General features: G+C 61.3%; 16 protein-coding genes and 1 pseudogene. 8 read left to right on the forward strand and 9 right to left on the reverse strand.

Annotated features, from left to right (window positions below):
* Nucleotides 1-4: 4 nt before the first annotated feature.
* From AA309_RS16145 to AA309_RS34340, 6 genes are all read right to left on the reverse strand, one after another.
* Nucleotides 5-1,210, reverse strand: a complete 1,206-nt coding sequence (locus tag AA309_RS16145) for a glycosyltransferase family protein (RefSeq protein ID WP_047190241.1) — start codon at nt 1,208-1,210, stop codon at nt 5-7.
* Nucleotides 1,211-1,419: 209 nt separating this feature from the next.
* Nucleotides 1,420-1,731: a polyhydroxyalkanoic acid system family protein gene (locus AA309_RS16150; protein WP_047190053.1), complete on the reverse strand. Its 312-nt coding sequence runs from the start codon at nt 1,729-1,731 to the stop codon at nt 1,420-1,422.
* 56 nt (nt 1,732-1,787) lie between these two features.
* Complete coding sequence (locus AA309_RS16155) at nt 1,788-2,093, reverse strand: hypothetical protein (RefSeq protein ID WP_047190054.1); 306 nt, start codon at nt 2,091-2,093, stop codon at nt 1,788-1,790.
* A gap of 102 nt (nt 2,094-2,195) precedes the next feature.
* Nucleotides 2,196-2,552 (reverse strand): hypothetical protein, encoded by a 357-nt coding sequence (locus AA309_RS16160; protein ID WP_052954767.1) that lies wholly within the window; start codon nt 2,550-2,552, stop codon nt 2,196-2,198.
* 80 nt (nt 2,553-2,632) lie between these two features.
* A complete protein-coding gene (locus tag AA309_RS16165; RefSeq protein WP_244470382.1) occupies nt 2,633-3,046 on the reverse strand; it encodes a septal ring lytic transglycosylase RlpA family protein in 414 nt (137 codons plus the stop codon).
* 20 nt (nt 3,047-3,066) lie between these two features.
* Nucleotides 3,067-3,438 (reverse strand): hypothetical protein, encoded by a 372-nt coding sequence (locus tag AA309_RS34340; RefSeq protein WP_162489283.1) that lies wholly within the window; start codon nt 3,436-3,438, stop codon nt 3,067-3,069.
* On the opposite strand from AA309_RS34340, the pseudogene AA309_RS34345 reads away from it, so the two are divergent.
* The 4 genes and pseudogenes from AA309_RS34345 to AA309_RS16185 form a co-directional block, all read left to right on the forward strand.
* Nucleotides 3,347-3,548, forward strand: a pseudogene (locus AA309_RS34345) (NAD(P)-binding protein); the annotation flags it as partial. The gene AA309_RS34340 and the pseudogene AA309_RS34345 overlap by 92 nt on opposite strands.
* Before the next feature lie 185 nt (nt 3,549-3,733).
* Complete coding sequence (locus tag AA309_RS32115; protein WP_052954768.1) at nt 3,734-5,008, forward strand: squalene/phytoene synthase family protein; 1,275 nt, start codon at nt 3,734-3,736, stop codon at nt 5,006-5,008.
* Nucleotides 4,980-5,390 carry a squalene/phytoene synthase family protein gene (locus AA309_RS32120; protein ID WP_052954769.1) on the forward strand — a complete coding sequence of 137 codons (411 nt, stop codon included), beginning with the start codon at nt 4,980-4,982 and terminating at the stop codon, nt 5,388-5,390. The genes AA309_RS32115 and AA309_RS32120 overlap by 29 nt, the downstream gene beginning before the upstream one ends.
* Complete coding sequence (locus AA309_RS16185) at nt 5,387-6,373, forward strand: hydroxysqualene dehydroxylase (protein WP_047190056.1); 987 nt, start codon at nt 5,387-5,389, stop codon at nt 6,371-6,373. The genes AA309_RS32120 and AA309_RS16185 overlap by 4 nt, the downstream gene beginning before the upstream one ends.
* On the opposite strand, the gene AA309_RS34350 is transcribed toward AA309_RS16185, so the two are convergent.
* Nucleotides 6,360-6,644 carry a hypothetical protein gene (locus tag AA309_RS34350; protein WP_150117601.1) on the reverse strand — a complete coding sequence of 95 codons (285 nt, stop codon included), beginning with the start codon at nt 6,642-6,644 and terminating at the stop codon, nt 6,360-6,362. The genes AA309_RS16185 and AA309_RS34350 overlap by 14 nt on opposite strands.
* A gap of 130 nt (nt 6,645-6,774) precedes the next feature.
* On the reverse strand, nt 6,775-8,196 hold the full coding sequence (locus AA309_RS16195) for an MATE family efflux transporter (RefSeq protein ID WP_047190058.1): 1,422 nt from the start codon (nt 8,194-8,196) through the stop codon (nt 6,775-6,777).
* A 144-nt stretch (nt 8,197-8,340) separates the two neighbouring features.
* Here AA309_RS16195 and AA309_RS16200 point away from each other — a divergent pair, with 144 nt between their 5' ends.
* Together AA309_RS16200 and AA309_RS16205 are read left to right on the forward strand one after the other, a co-directional pair.
* On the forward strand, nt 8,341-9,318 hold the full coding sequence (locus AA309_RS16200) for an amidoligase family protein (protein WP_047190059.1): 978 nt from the start codon (nt 8,341-8,343) through the stop codon (nt 9,316-9,318).
* Complete coding sequence (locus tag AA309_RS16205; RefSeq protein WP_047190060.1) at nt 9,315-10,016, forward strand: gamma-glutamyl-gamma-aminobutyrate hydrolase family protein; 702 nt, start codon at nt 9,315-9,317, stop codon at nt 10,014-10,016. Before AA309_RS16200 ends, AA309_RS16205 begins: the two co-directional genes overlap by 4 nt.
* Here AA309_RS16205 and AA309_RS16210 read toward each other — a convergent pair whose 3' ends face one another.
* Nucleotides 10,017-11,501, reverse strand: a complete 1,485-nt coding sequence (locus AA309_RS16210; protein WP_047190061.1) for a response regulator — start codon at nt 11,499-11,501, stop codon at nt 10,017-10,019.
* 135 nt (nt 11,502-11,636) lie between these two features.
* On the opposite strand from AA309_RS16210, the gene bglX reads away from it, so the two are divergent.
* Both bglX and AA309_RS16220 read left to right on the forward strand, forming a co-directional pair.
* Entirely contained in the window at nt 11,637-13,877 is a 2,241-nt protein-coding gene (gene bglX, locus AA309_RS16215; protein ID WP_047190062.1) for a beta-glucosidase BglX, read from the forward strand.
* 143 nt (nt 13,878-14,020) lie between these two features.
* Nucleotides 14,021-14,761 (forward strand): YoaK family protein, encoded by a 741-nt coding sequence (locus AA309_RS16220; RefSeq protein WP_047190245.1) that lies wholly within the window; start codon nt 14,021-14,023, stop codon nt 14,759-14,761.
* The last annotated feature ends 111 nt before the right edge of the window (nt 14,762-14,872 follow it).

The raw sequence follows: 14,872 nt of genomic DNA on the forward strand, positions 1-14,872 counted from the left end.
CAAATTACTCCGCAGGCGTGGTGGCATAGATGGGAAGGGAGGCAGCGGCAGGACGGTCCGCCGTCGTTTCGCCTGTGGTGTCGAGCATAAGTTTGTGCATGGAGGCCCACGTCTTGTCCCATGACCCCTGAGCGAGATGCCGGTCGACCTTGGCAAGCCAAGCCTCTTTCGGTCGGCCTAAGATGGTTTCGACCTTGGCGACCACCTCCTCCGCATCGCGTGCGATCTCGACGAGACCCTTTTCGCCATAGGGCTTCACCACATCCGTGATGGGCGTCGAGACCACCGGCACGCCGGCGGCGAGGAATTCGGGGGTCTTGGTCGGGCTGATGAATTTTGTCGCTTCGTTGAGCGCGAAGTTCATGAAGCCGACATCCCAGCCCGAGAGATAATGCGGCAGCTCGTTGTAGGGCTTACCGCCGAGCCAATGAATGTTGGAGCGCTGCGGCAGGGTAGCGGGATCGATCTTCACAACCGGACCGATCATGATGAACTGCCAATCGGGGCGACGGTCCGCAACCTCGGCCAGAAGGTCGATGTCCATACGCTCGTCGACCACGCCGAAGAACCCAAGGCGCGGATGCGGGATATGCGCCTGATCCTCTGGCTCCTGATGGATCGAACGCGCCTGCGAGAAATGGTTGAAGTCGATGGAGGACGGAAAACCGTGGACGCTCCGATGGCGGTTCTTCTTGGCTTCATAAAGACTCATGCCGCCGGTGAACACGAGATCACAGCGCGAAAAGAGGGCGCCCTCGAGATCGAGCAATTGCTGCGACGCACCACGAAAGAGCGACAGTTCGTCCATATTGTCATAGATGCACAGATCACACTCGAAATCGCTGGTGAAAGCCATGGCCATCGGCGTGTAATACCAGAATACGCGCGAGCCATTGGACTCCCGTCCGATCAAGCCCTCTATCAGATCGTGCTGCTCGGCGATGATGTCCTCTTGTGAGAGGCCTTCCGGCAGCATCGGCACGGCGATGGTGACGCCCTGCGGGCGAGTGCTCACGTCCATATGCGGCTTGATGCCGGCCTTGAACATGGGTTCTTCAAGAATCAGGACATCGTAATGCTTGGTGGCGCGGCTAAGCAGATGCTGCGGACGCTGCCAGACGAAATCCCATCGAAGGTGCGAGAAACAGACGAGGAGAGGCTTTTCGGAACTGGCCTGATAAGGCGAACGGAGGGCATGCGGCTGCGTCATCAAACGCTCATGCATAGCGCGATCCTCAAACTACAGATGTGTGTCACGGTCGGACGGAAAATCACAGTCCGGGGCGAATGAAAGCTATGACTTTAGTGAAGCGCACCGGAGAAGGGTCACGGGCGCAATCGTTTATCCAACGCAATGGGTGCTATTTGGTTCCAACTGCATTCATGTTCGTGAACGACTATTCATGATGATCGTTCGTATCACTTCTTCTCCAGCATCAGGGTTCCTTGCTTTTGGATGAAGGTCTTTGCCTTTTCAGCAACCATGGCGAGGATCCACGGTAGCTGCACTTCCACGCGCACCTGTTCTTCCATCACCTGGACATTGCCGTTCACGTTCTGCCCCATGGCTCCGACACGGAAGTCCATGCGGTCTCCGGCCCAGCTTTCATCGATGGACGCAATCTTGTCGCCGAACTGCGACTTGAGGCTGCTCATTCCGCCCTGCAGCCTGCGCAAAGCCTCGGCCTTGCCAAGGTTATGAGGGATTGAAACGACGAGAGGTTTAGACATGGCGCTACTCCGCTTGTTGAGACAACAAGCGGGGCGACACGGCTCAGGTTCCGCCGTTAGAGCATTTCGACCTTGATGGCGCGGATGACGATAGTTTCCTGCTGGAAGCGGCGCTCAAGCTCGGCGCGGTAGTTTTCCCACCAGGCGTGATCGAGTTCGCGTGCCATCACTTCGAACACGACAATATCATCATGGGAGGTATGACCACCCTCTTTCCAAACGCCTTCGGCTGGCGCGCGGGTAAAACTGGTGATGCCGCCGAACCGCTCCGACAATTCGGAGCGAACACGCCCGTAAGCCTTTCCATCGAAGCGGCGGCCTGCATTGTCGGCCATCGGCAGAAGGATCTGCACCAGATGCATCGCCTTTATCCTGCGGCATGAAGCAACCACAGGACTTCTACGAAGCCCTGTGCGATGCAGCAGGAAATAGTTCAGGAAAGAAGAAAGGCGAGCCCTGAAAGATCAGGCAAGAAGAGCAGCAAAAAGATCCTGATCCGTTTCAGGCCAATCCTCATCGACCCGGTAGCGGCTCGACGGTTTCGAGACACGCCACGGGTGGCGTGTCGAAGCCTGGAACGCCTCGGACGGGCGCAGGCGGCGGGCCGTGCCGTCGGAGAGCACCTCGTCGATCACGACGAAGCCGAAGATGTTGAGCTTCGTCGCCATATCCTTGGTTGCTCGGTCATCCGCCGAAACCGGCAACGAGCCTGCGGCATAAACCGCATCCATGAGGCTCTTCTGATCACGGCGCGGATTGGCCAACGAGCGCATGCCCGGAAAGCGGATAACGTTCGTCGGCTGAGACGATCTCGATTCCATGTAAGCAACCCTTGGTCCCGAATCGGGCCAAGAATCGCCGCAAGGGATTAAGAAGCGCCTAACTCCATCGAGGTAGGCCCCTAGTTGAGCCTGTGCAGGGAAACATAGCCGGTGCCGGTGGCGGTCAGACCCAAGGCCTGGGCCGGTCCCTTGGCCAGATCGATGATGCGTCTGTGAGCGAAAGGCCCTCGATCATTGACGCGGACGACGACCGAGCGGCCGTTCGATTCGTTCACGACCCTAAGCCTCGTGCCGAAGGGCAGATAACGGTGGGCGGCCGTCATATCGTAGGAGTTGAACCGCTCTCCGCTGGCGGTCTTGCGGCCATGAAAGCCGGGGCCGTACCAGGAGGCGGTGCCCCTCTGAAATTCCTGACCCAGGCTGGCTTGCGAGATGGATCCCGTGGTTGTGGGATCATTGGAAGCAGTCGTATTGCATGCGGCAACGAATAGAAGTGGCACCATTGCTGACACGCGGGTGAGGATGTTCTTCAAAAATAGTCTCCCCTTCCGTTTTAATTGGAAGTGAAGCTCAACTTTAAAAAGGCAAGAATAAGGCGCTTCGATTTTCGCCTTGCATGCTCATACTTTTGAGCCAGTGGATTAATTGGATCTATAGCCTGTGATGGGTGCAACTCAGCCAGAAATAGCCTGGATACAGTTTCATTCTCCTTGAGCAATTCTCGAATTTCTACCTCTTTTGGAGCTTTGCCTCTGGTTGCCGAACTCGGCTGTTCTAATTGAGTTGGATTACGGGTTTTTCCTGTAACCAGCAGCACCGAGGGTTGCCGATCCATGCCGAATGCCTTGCACCCGCCGCGTGTGGCCATCGTCGGCGCAGGCCCCGGCGGCCTCGCCTCGGCCATGCGGCTGGCACGCGAAGGCATTTCCGTCACAGTCTTCAAAAGCGAAACGGCCTTGGGCGGTCGTACGCGAACGATTCATGCACCCGGTGGCTACAAATTCGATATTGGGCCCCACGTTCTTCCTCTATCCGCTGGGCTGCCCTGCTTTCGTTTGCGACACGCGCCATGGTGACAATCGCAGCGCGCGAAAGTCCCCTCTCCATTCTTCTGCCCATCACCATCCTCACAGGCCTTGCAATCCAATGGAGCGTTCTCCTGCGGATCGGAGGAGCACGTCGGACGGGATGGATGGGCAGGCTCTTTCCGGTGGGATGACGTGATCGACAGACCGAGGATAGAAGCAACGAAAACACCGAAGGACGAGAGCTTTCCCGTCGCGTCTCTCGCGCTATCGCCGGAGCATCGGGGAGCCATTCTTGCCTTCTACGCTTTCGTGCGTGTGGCCGACGACATTGCCGATGCGCCGAACATCAGCGCCGCCGAGAAGCTCACCCGCCTGGAGGCTCTCGAGCAGGCGCTCGTCATAGGCGATCCGAGCGTTCCTGAAGCCGCACGCCTCTATCGGATTGCCAGGGAGCACAAGAGCGGCATCGTCCAAGCCCGTGACATGCTGCGCGCCTTCCGGCAGGACGCCATCAAGACCCGCTATAATGACTGGACGGCTCTGATCGATTACTGCCGCCTCTCCGCCAATCCAGCGGGACGTTTTCTGCTGCAGCTCCATCAGGAATGTGCCTCGGCGCAAGCCCCTGCTGATGCCCTGTGCACCGCGCTGCAAATTCTCAATCACCTGCAGGATTGCCGCCAGGACTACGAGCAGTTGGGACGCATCTACATTCCCCTTCAGTGGATGATGTCCACAGGCGGCGAGGGAGCCTTCTTCTCCACTCTACAATCGACAGCGCGCCGCACCGTGATCGACACCATGCTCCACCGTGTCGATGAGCTGATCGACCGAGCGCGTATCCTGCCCGAGCGGCTGCAGAACAAGCGGCTGCGAGCGCAAAGCATCGCGACCATTGCCCTCGCAGACCGCTTGAGCCAGCTCCTGCGTCGCAGCGACCCGGTTGTCGAGCGTGTCGAGGTCAGCAAAGCAGATGCAGCCTGCGCCTTCCTGACCGGACTGGGAGGTCTCATCCGCAAGCCTGTCAACGGCGATGCACGCATCACCGCGGCGGTGCGCCGCTCGGGCTCATCCTTCCGGCTGGGCATGCAGAGCCTGAGTCATGAGCGCCGCCGGGCCATTCACGCGGTCTATGCCTTCTGCCGCGCTGTGGACGACATCGCTGATGGTGCGGCCCCTGCCTTCGAAAAAATCCGAGCTTTGCGGGAATGGCGCCGGGAGATCGACCGACTGCATCGCGCACCGGAAACCCCCATTGGGCGCGAGCTCGCCCGCGCATCGAGCCTGTTCAAGTTGCCGATCGAGGGATGCCATTCTCTCCTGGATGGCATGGAAATCGACAGTGCCGAGCGGGTGCGCCTTGCCAGTGATTACGATCTCCAGCTCTATGGACGGCGCGTGGCAGGTTCTGTCAGCACCCTCTCGATGCATATCTTCGGTGCGCCGAAAGCCCGCGCCTTCGCTTGATCTCGGACACACCCTGCAGCTCGTGAACATTCGGCGGGATGTGGATGAGGATGCTGCGCGAGAGCGGGTTTATGTTCCGCTCTCGCGTCTTGCCCAACTCGGCCTGAAGGATGCGCCGGCTGCCGTCCTCGTCGCCGATCCACGCTTCGCCCGTGTGTGCGAAACTTTGGCCGAAGAGGCTCGTGCAGGCTTTGCCTCCGCGGACGAAGCCTTGACGCGCCTTGATCGGGCGCCCCTCAAGCCTGCGATCCTGATGATGGAGAATTACCGTCGCGTTCTCGAACGGCTCACCGCCCGCGGCTGGGGCGTACGCCAAGGGAAACTCCAGCTGAGGACAGCAGACAAACTGCGTCTCCTCTCCCGTGCTATGAGGCCCGCATGACGGCGAGACGCATCCATATCGTCGGCGCCGGCATTGCCGGCCTGAGCGCCGCCCTCGCCGTCACGAAGGAAGGAGGCGAGGCCATTCTCTACGAGGCGGCCCCGCAGCCGGGCGGGCGCTGCCGCACGCTGCATCCTACTGTTGGCTTTCCTCATGACAACGGCACCCATGTGCTGTTCACGGCGAACCGGCATGCGCTGAACCTCCTCAAAGCCGTTGGGGCGAGGGACAGATGGATCGAGCCGGAGCCGAAAGGACTTCCCATTCACGATATGCGCACGGGAACCAAGCAACGCATCGGTCTGTCGCCCTGGTCCTGGCTGTGGCCGTCGCGACGCCCGAAAGGCTTGGGCCTTGCCGATCTCTCGCGCATCGTGCGCCTCGCCTTTCCGGCACAGGAATGCTCCGTGGGCTCCATCATCGGCGACAGGCCCATCATGGACAGTCTGATCGGCCCTCTCACGGTCGCCGTTCTCAACACGCCGCCGAATGTCGCCTCGGCCAAGCGGCTTGCTCTCGCATTGCGGCGTCTGCTGTGGCCGCGCTCAGGCCGGCTACTGGTGGCGAAGAATGGTTTAGGCGAGGATCTGATCCAACCAGCGGTCGCAGCCCTGCAGGCACGAAGCGTCTCTATCCTGACGGGACAGCGCCTGAGACACCTTCTGACCAATGGTGAGCGCGTCATCGGCTTGAGCCTGACGGATCGCACGGTCGCCCTTGGTCCTGAGGATTGTGTGATCCTGGCGCTACCGCCCTATGAAGTTGAACGCCTGATCCCTGTGTTGCCTGTGCCGCAGCGGTTCGAGGCAATCCTCAATATTCATTTCCGTCTCACAGGTCTCGAGAAGCCTCGCTTCATTGGTTTTACCGGAGCATTGACACAATGGCGTCTTGTGCGTCGTGATCATGTAAGCGTCACGATCTCGGCCGCGGATGCAGTGATTTGCCGGAACAGCACGGATCTCGCGATCAGTTTGGCGTGAGATCGCACCCACGCTGCGAGAATTGGGCCTCGACGCTGAGACTGATCGCCAGCCGGAGGCCCGCATCGTGAAGGAGAAGCGCGCCACCATCCGTCAGGCCGCAATGCCGCTGCCACAGCCGCCGCTGCGACCCCTCGCCAATTTGGCGTTGGCTGGCGACTGGATCGGCGTGCTCCCGGCCACCATTGAAAGTGCCGTCGCCTCGGGGGAAGAAGCGGTGTTGGCCCTGCATCATGCCCTTGGAGCCGGAGCCCACGTCTCTCGTCAACATTCGCTCCGACGAGAGGACGCCGCATGACCGAGGATCGTCCGCCCTCACCGTTCTTCTTGCAGCGTCACGCGGATTCTGCGCAGGCATCGAGCGCGCTACTCGCACCGGTCGATCTCTCAAAGCCGATCTCTCAGCTCGCGAATGCCTCCTGAACATCCTGCGGCACGGCCGTGACAAGGCCGAGTCGGTCACGACGCACCCAACGCCAGAGCATCAGCGAGGCGACGACGCCAAGCCCCATCGCCAAGCCGATCCAGATGCCGGTACCGCGAAGCGGCGTGCCGAAGGCCAGGATCACGCCGAGCGGGAGACCGATGCCCCAATAGCCCAAGGCCGCATAGATCATCGGTACGCGTGTATCCTGCAAACCGCGCAACATGCCAGCGCCCACGGCCTGCGAGGCATCGGCGAGCTGGAAGATCGCAGCCATGATCAGGAAGGAAACGGCAAAGCCGATCACCGGCGCGTTCTTCGGATCGCTGAGATCCAGGAAGGCGCTCAGCAGCAGGTGCGGCGCGAAGAGCATGAGAGATGCGGTAACGATCATGAAGCTCGCCGCAAGAGCAAAAGCGGTCCAGCCCGCCCGCGTCACGCCCGCTGCATCCTGCGCGCCATAGGCCCTGCCCACGCGCACTGTCGCCGCCTGGCTCAATCCGAAGGGCACCATGAAGCAGAAGGATGCGATCTGCAGGGCAATGGCATGAGCGGCAAGCTCATTGGCACCGATGCGTCCCATGAGCAGCGCCGCCGCATTGAAGATCGTGACCTCGAAGGCAAGCGTCAGGCCGATGGGCACGCCGATGCGCCAAAGCGTCCGGTAACGCGGCCAGTCGGAGCGCCAGAAGCGTCCGAAGATGTGATAGCGTCTGAGCTTCGGATCGAGGCCAATCACAAGGGCCAGGGCCACGAACATGAAGGTGCTCGACACCACCGTGCCGACGCCTGCGCCGATCAGGCCGAGGTGAGGCATGCCGAACTTGCCAAACATGAAGCAATAGGCGGCCCCTAAGTTCACCGGCACAGCAAGAATGCCGATGATGAGGGGCCAACCGGGACGCTCCAATGCGGCCAGGAACGAGCGCAGCACCAGATAGAGCAGGAACGGCAGCAGGCTCCATTGGAGCGCGCGCATGTACTCGCCCGCCTCATGCGCGAGCCTCGGCTCCTGCCCCATGGCGAGGAGGATGAGTTCGCCGTTCCAGGAGACGATCCAGATCGGCACCGCAACAGTGAGCGCCGCCCAGAATCCCTGCCGGACCGTACGGCGCACCTCGCGGACGGAGTGACGCCTGCGACCCAGTTCCTCGGCAATCAGAGGCGAGGTTGCGCTCATGAGGCCGATGCCGAAAATCAGGAAGGCGAAATAAAGATTCGTGCCGAGCGCACCGGCCGCCAGGGCCTCGGAGCCGAGCCATCCCATGAGGATGACATCCGATGTCATCAGGGCGTTCTGCGCCACGTTGGTCAGAATCAGCGGCCAGCCCAAAGACAGCGTGGCCCGCAGCTCCGCCAGCCAGGCGGATTTATCGAATGTCTCATTTTTCGCGATCATGATGGCCGGTTCTTACCCAAAGGAAGCCCTGAAAGCCACACCATGGCCTCGAAAAGAGGGGGAGAAAGCAAAAACAAGGAACTCAGCTAAACCGCGCCCGTTCACTCCCACGCCTCACGCTTTCGCGTTCTGCCGGAGTTCCCGATGGCGCAGACTGCGCTTCCCACGTCGATCGATTTTCTTGCGCCTCCCGTGCTTTGCAACGAGCAGGGCGAGGTGCGCACGGTCGGCGTGGAGATCGAGTTCGTGGGGCCCTCCGCCGAGAAGACGGTGCAAGCCTTGCAGGAAGCGCTGGGCGGCCGGCTCATCGAGGTGGACCCGCATTCCTTCGCCCTGAAGGATTCAGCTATCGGCGAGCTGACGGTCGAGCTCGACAGCCGCTTCCTGCATCCGGGCAAGAGCGCAGGCAGCCAGAAAGGCGTGCTACCCAAGATCGCGGCCCTCTTCGGCTTTGCCGCAAGCTATCTCGTGCCCTGCGAGCTGGTGACGGCACCGACCCCCATCGACCGCCTGCAGGAGCTCGACCGAATTCTCGGTATCCTGCGCAAGCTCGGCGCGAAGGGCACCCAGGATGCGCCTTTCTACGCCTTTGGGCTTCACTTCAATCCGGAGATCCCCCGTCAGGATGCTCAGACCCTTGCAGCCTTCATGAAGAGCTTCGTGCTCCTGAACCCTTGGCTGCGCCGCGAGGTCTCGCCCGACCGCACCCGCGATCTCCTTGGCTTCGCCGATCCGTTCCCGGCAGATTACGTGCGCATGATCGCCTCGCCCGACTACTGGCCCGACATCCCGCGTTTCATTGATGATTATCTGGCGGCAAACCCCACCCGCAACCGGGACCTCGATCTGCTCCCGCTCTTGCATCATCTCGACAAGGAGCGCGTGCGCGCCGTGCTGCCGAACGAAAAGATCAACGGACGGCCGACCTTTCACTATCGGCTACCCGATGCACGCGTGAGCGACCCAGGCTGGAGCATCGCGCCGGATTGGAACCGCTGGGTGGCGGTGGAGCGCTTGGCTGCCGGTCGCGAGAAACTCGACATGGTGGGCGGCACCTATCTGGCTTTCGAAGGCGAGGACAAAAGCTGGGCCAACGTGGTGGAGCAGGTCGTGCGGTCATGACGAGGCCTTTGATCGGCGTCACCACGTCAAGGCGTGGCGGTTGGCGCAGTTACCTCATGCATCGCCTGGCGCTCGCCCGCGTGGGTGCGCGCTCCGTTCGACTCGTGCCAGGCGAGCCCCTGCCTGAGGAGCCCTTGCAAGGCCTCGTCATCGGCGGTGGCGACGATATCGGCGCGGAGATCTATGGCGGAAAGGTTCTGCCCGACGTGCGCATCGACCCGGAGCGCGACAAGATGGAGTTGTCGCTCCTGAAAGCTGCGCTGCCTCAGCAACTCCCCATCCTCGGCATCTGCCGGGGCTCGCAGATGATTAACGTGGCTCTGGGAGGAACCCTGCACACGGATATCTACGAGGTCTATGTTCAGGCGCCGAAGATGCGCACGGTTCTGCCGAAGAAGCGTGTGGCCATCGAGCCGGATTCCCGGCTAGACAGGATCCTGCGCTGCAATCCCTGCCTCGTGAATGCATTGCATCATCAATCCGTGGATCGGCTCGGCGAGGGATTGAAGATCGCAGCCCGCGACGAGAGCGGGATCGTTCAGGCCATCGAGAACGAGAAGGCGCCGTTCCTCATCGGCGTTCAATGGCATCCTGAGCTTCTGGTCTGGAAGAAGCCGCAGCAACGGCTGTTCGCCGCGCTTGTGCGGGCGGCGGAAGAAGTCGCCGCTCCTTTGACGGCTGCGGCCATGGTCTCGTGATCAGCTCACGCGCTTCGTCGTGCGCGGGAACAGCGGCACGATCTTGTTGTCATCATCATGCGGCGTCAGGTGGCGCTGGATCGCGGCATGCAGATCGCGGCTGATGATGGGCTTTTGCAACAGCGGGAACTCGCCCGCATCACCTGCTGCGACCGGATTACCTGTGATCAGCAGAACGGGAAGTCCGGGGAAGATCTGACACACCTCGCGGGCCAGCATGAAACCGTTCATGGTGCCCGGCATGGCGATATCGGTCAGTACGAGACTGGGCCTGCGCGCATTCAGGCTCTTGATGGCCTGCGCGGCATCGGTGGCGATGCTGGTAACATAGCCGAACTCTTCCAGGGTGGATTGCAGAGCGAGAGCAACCTCGAGCTCGTCCTCAACGATGAGAACCTCCGCATTCTGTCGCATGTCCTCGCTCGGCAGTTCATCGTCGCCATTGCCTCCGAAAGGCAGCATCGTCGCGGCCTGGGCGCGCGGCAGGTATAACGTGATCGCCACATCCATGCCGTTGCGGGAAACCTTCGAGGCTCCGCCGATGCCTTGCAGGAAATGCAAGCTGCGGTTCAGGCGCAGCCATGACGAGACATCGATGTCCTGCAGCGTGAAGGCCGGTTCTGCAGCCTCATCCAGATCCGGGGAATTTTCCCCGGCAATGCTGCGGATCGTGAGCTGAACAAAGTCACCCTCGATCTCCAGATTCGGGAGGGAGCCCTTCTCGACCTGCGCGTTCTGCGCTTCGAGAGAGATCGCACCACCCTGGGTCAGAGCATCGCGCACATAGGCGCTCAAGGTCACAATTGCCGTTTCGATATCATCTGAATCGGCCTCGACCGGCCAGAGCTCCTCGTCCAACGATACACGCAGCTCTACGGTGTCGCGCAGGAGGGAGCGCCCCATCAAGGCTGCAACTGAATTAATTCTTTCAGACAGGTCGAGATATTGAACCTTGGGTTCACTCTGCCGGGCGAAAGCGGCGGACTTGGCGATGAGTTTGGCAGCCTGATCGGATGCCACGAGCGCCGACAGCAGCTTGCGCTGGATCGATGGTTGATCCTTCATCTGCCGGGCAACCGCATCGATATTGGCGCTGATCACCATGAGCTTGTTGTTGAGATCATGAATGATTCCCTCCCGCAGGTGCTCGACGGCCTGAGCCTTCTGAATGCGGCGCAGAACTTCCTCGTCCTCGACGGGAGATGGTTCTTCAGAAGAATGGAGCGCCACCTGCGCCGCAGCCGGCTCGACGGTGATGGTCTCAAAGATGGACGCATCATTGATAACCGGCTTCTTTCGCTTGAGGATCCTGCGGACCTGCCGCCCCACCAGCAAAGGAGCCCCCGCTGCAACCGACAGGAAGAGGGCCAGAGCGACGACAAGGGTTTCCGAGTTTCGGGTATAGGCAGCCCCCGCCAGCGCCAGACCTGATAGAATCAGGGCGCAGGACAAGATCAGAAAGGACAGCCTCAGGATCGCTGGCACCGGTTGCTCGCGTTTCTCACAAACCCATTGACCTGACGCCCGCAAGACGCCACTTCGGGACGTTATCTTGTGTAGCACGAATGAACGACAGGCGAGATAGCTCTCGCAATAAAGTTCTCGTTCCGGATTAAGGAGATGAATGTGCGGCTTTCTTATGTCCTTGGCCTTCTGTCAGCCGTGGCCGTGTCCAGCCTACCCCTGAACGGAGTTACAGCGCAGGAGGCCGTCGAGCGCCGTGTGAACGAGTTGCTCGGGCAGATGACCCTGGAAGAGAAAGTCGGACAGTTGAACCTCGTCTCTCACGGCCCTCCTCTGCGCTGGGAAGACATTTCCGAGGGTAAGGCCGGAGCGGTGCTGAACTTCAACAATGCCGAAGACGTGGCCCGGGCACAGGCGCTCGTCCAGCAATCGCGGCTCAAGATTCCGCTGCTCTACGGCCTCGACGTCCTACACGGCTTCCGTACCCAATTCCCCCTCCCCTTGGGAGAAGCCGCAGCCTTCAACCGGCGCATCTCGTTTCTCGCCTCCGAGTGGGCCGCGAAGGAAGCTTCTTACGTGGGCGTGAACTGGACATTCGCTCCCATGGCCGACCTCTCACGTGACAGCCGCTGGGGCCGCATCGTCGAAGGATTTGGCGAGGACCCCTATCTCGGCTCCGTGCTGACGGCCGCGCGGGTGGAAGGTTTCCGGAAAGGCGGTCTCGCTGCTGCCACGAAGCACTTCGCGGGCTACGGTGCGCCCCAGGGCGGGCGCGACTACGACACCACCTACATCCCCCGCGCGGAGATGTACGATACCTATCTCCCCTCATTCCGCGCAGCGGCGGAAGCAGGCTCGGCGAGCTTCATGGCCGCCTTCAATGCCCTCAACGGCGAGCCCTCGACCGCGAATGCGTGGCTGTTGACGGATGTGCTGCGCAAGCAATGGGGCTTTGACGGCTTCGTCACCTCCGACTGGGTCGGCATCGGTGAACTGGTGAACCACGGTGTCGCGGCCGATGGCGCCGAGGCGGCGCGCAAGGCGATTCTCGCCGGCGTCGACATGGACATGATGGGCCAGCTCTACATCAGGCATCTACCCGACGAGGTGCGCGCTGGCCGCGTGCCGGAAAGCGTGATCGATGAATCGGTCCGCCGAATCCTACGCACCAAGATGCGTCTCGGTCTCTTCGAGCAGCCCGCCATCGACCCCAAGCGCACGGATGCGAACTTCCCCTCCAAGGAAGCGCGCCAGGCCGCACGTGAGGTTGCGCGCGAAACCCTGGTGCTGTTGCAGAACAAAGACGACCTGCTGCCGGTGAAATCCGGCACTCGCTCGATCGCCGTCATCGGGCCCCTCGCCGATGCGCCTCAGGACCAGATGGGCCCGCATGCCGCCCGCGGTCACAAGGAAGACAGCGTCACGATGCTTCAGGGCATCCGCCAGCGTGCACAATCCGCCGGAATCACGGTGAACCATGCGCCTGCCTGCGATCTCATGTGCCGCTCGACGGAACAGCTGTCCGCAGCCATTGAGGCTGCAAAAAAGGCCGATCTCGTGATCGCCGTCTTCGGCGAGCCGCAGGAGCTTTCGGGCGAGGCGGCCTCTCGTGCCTATCTCGACCTCAGCGGCAAGCAGAAGGAGGTTCTGGAGGCGCTCGCCGATACAGGCAAGCCGATCGCGCTCGTGGTCATCGGCGGTCGCCCTCAGGTCCTGAACTCACTGGTAGAGCGCATCCCGTCGATCCTCATGGCTTGGTATCCAGGCACCGAGGGCGGCAATGCCGTGGCCGATGTGCTGTTCGGCGATTTCAACCCGAGTGGCAAGCTCCCTCTCACATGGCCGCGCGCTACGGGCCAGTTGCCCATGTACTACAACCGCCTGCCCTCGAGCCGCCCGACTCTTCCGAACAACCGCTTCACGCTGCAATACATCGATGAAGCCATCACGCCGCTCTACCCGTTCGGCTGGGGCCTCAGCTATACGCAGTTCGCGTATTCGGACGCGACCATTGGGCAAAAGCAGCTCGATGCAGGTCAGATGCTGGACGTGTCCGTGAACGTGACAAACAAGGGATCACGGGCCGGACAAGAAGTGGTGCAGCTTTACACCCGTGATCCGGTGGCAAGCCGCAGCCGCCCTCTGCGCCAGTTGAAGGCCTTTGAGAAGATCAGTTTGAATCCGGGTGAGACGAAGCGCGTGAGCTTACGCGTTCCGGTCGAATCCCTGGGCTTCCATCTCGACGACGGCAGCTATGTCGTCGAGGCGGGCGCGATCCAGGTTTTCGTCGGTGGGAGTTCTCTAGCCGGACAGGTAGGCGAGGTGGAGATCGTGAAGACGATCAGCCTGCCGCCTGATGAACGGCGCGCCTCTGCCTCCACCAGCGTCGTGCAGTAAACCTTAACCGAGCCGCCCGAAGCCACTTCGGGCGGCTTTTTGATTGGTGGACCCCGCCAGTCAGGCGCAGTAATGTTTCCCCAATGGACGTACAGCTGAAACATGCCAAGCACCGCATCGTCGCCGCCCGAACTTTAAGGTCGGTGAAGACAATTGCTGCCTCTGAGCGGACAGGCGCAGCAGATACGCTCCTCGGCATGGCGCTCACCTTCATCGCGGGCGCGATCAATGCCGGCGGCTTTCTCGCCGTCGGGCAATACACGTCGCATATGTCCGGCATTCTCTCGTCCATGGCGGACAATCTGGCCCTGGGCAGCGTGACGCTTGTTGCGGTTGGCCTTGCAGCATTCGTTCCCTTCGTCTCAGGGGCAGCCTGCTCCGCGATGCTGATCAATTGGGGCAGGCGGCATCATCTTGGCAGCCGCTATGCCCTGCCCCTGATGCTGGAGGCCGTGCTTTTGTGCATCTTCGGCGTGCTGGGCTGGATGGCGCATCCATCGCCCCGATTCTTTGCGGGTGCCATACCGCTTCTTTGCTTCATCATGGGTCTGCAGAATGCCACGGTGACGAAGATCTCCGGCGCGCGCATGCGCACGACCCATGTCACCGGCATCGTGACGGATATCGGCATCGAACTCGGCAAACTTCTTTACTGGAATCGTAGCCGGAATCTCGAAGGACTCGTGATGGCAGACCGCGAGAAGCTGCGCCTGCTGCTCCTGCTGCTCGGCTCGTTCCTCACCGGCGGAGTCACGGGCGCCATCGGCTTTAGCCATCTCGGCTTCCTGTTCTCCCTGCCCTTCTCCCTGCTGCTCGTGCTGCTGGCGGGCCCACCGCTCGCGGAGGATTTCATCGGCCACGCCAATCCTTCGCAAACACGGTAACCGCCCTTCCATTGCCGACACCTTTGCCAACCCCTGTCAAAGGACTATGCTCAAGCTAGCGCCGTGCGCGGCAACCAAGTGCGCATGGCGCTCACAAGGGAGGAGCCGGGC

The sequence above is a fragment of the Microvirga vignae genome, assembly GCF_001017175.1.
Lineage (GTDB): Bacteria > Pseudomonadota > Alphaproteobacteria > Rhizobiales > Beijerinckiaceae > Microvirga > Microvirga vignae.

Excerpts from the sequence above, each read along its gene's own strand:
- AA309_RS16145 (WP_047190241.1), bottom strand. The coding sequence starts at position 1,210 with ATGACGCAGCCGCATGCCCTCCGTTCGCCTTATCAGGCCAGTTCCGAA.
- AA309_RS16150 (WP_047190053.1), bottom strand. The coding sequence starts at position 1,731 with ATGTCTAAACCTCTCGTCGTTTCAATCCCTCATAACCTTGGCAAGGCC.
- AA309_RS16155 (WP_047190054.1), bottom strand. The coding sequence starts at position 2,093 with ATGCATCTGGTGCAGATCCTTCTGCCGATGGCCGACAATGCAGGCCGC.
- AA309_RS16160 (WP_052954767.1), bottom strand. The coding sequence starts at position 2,552 with ATGGAATCGAGATCGTCTCAGCCGACGAACGTTATCCGCTTTCCGGGC.
- AA309_RS34340 (WP_162489283.1), bottom strand. The coding sequence starts at position 3,438 with ATGCCTTCGCGTGCCAGCCGCATGGCCGAGGCGAGGCCGCCGGGGCCT.
- AA309_RS16185 (WP_047190056.1), top strand. The coding sequence starts at position 5,387 with ATGACGGCGAGACGCATCCATATCGTCGGCGCCGGCATTGCCGGCCTG.
- AA309_RS34350 (WP_150117601.1), bottom strand. The coding sequence starts at position 6,644 with ATGTTGACGAGAGACGTGGGCTCCGGCTCCAAGGGCATGATGCAGGGC.
- AA309_RS16195 (WP_047190058.1), bottom strand. The coding sequence starts at position 8,196 with ATGATCGCGAAAAATGAGACATTCGATAAATCCGCCTGGCTGGCGGAG.
- AA309_RS16200 (WP_047190059.1), top strand. The coding sequence starts at position 8,341 with ATGGCGCAGACTGCGCTTCCCACGTCGATCGATTTTCTTGCGCCTCCC.
- AA309_RS16205 (WP_047190060.1), top strand. The coding sequence starts at position 9,315 with ATGACGAGGCCTTTGATCGGCGTCACCACGTCAAGGCGTGGCGGTTGG.
- bglX (WP_047190062.1), top strand. The coding sequence starts at position 11,637 with ATGAATGTGCGGCTTTCTTATGTCCTTGGCCTTCTGTCAGCCGTGGCC.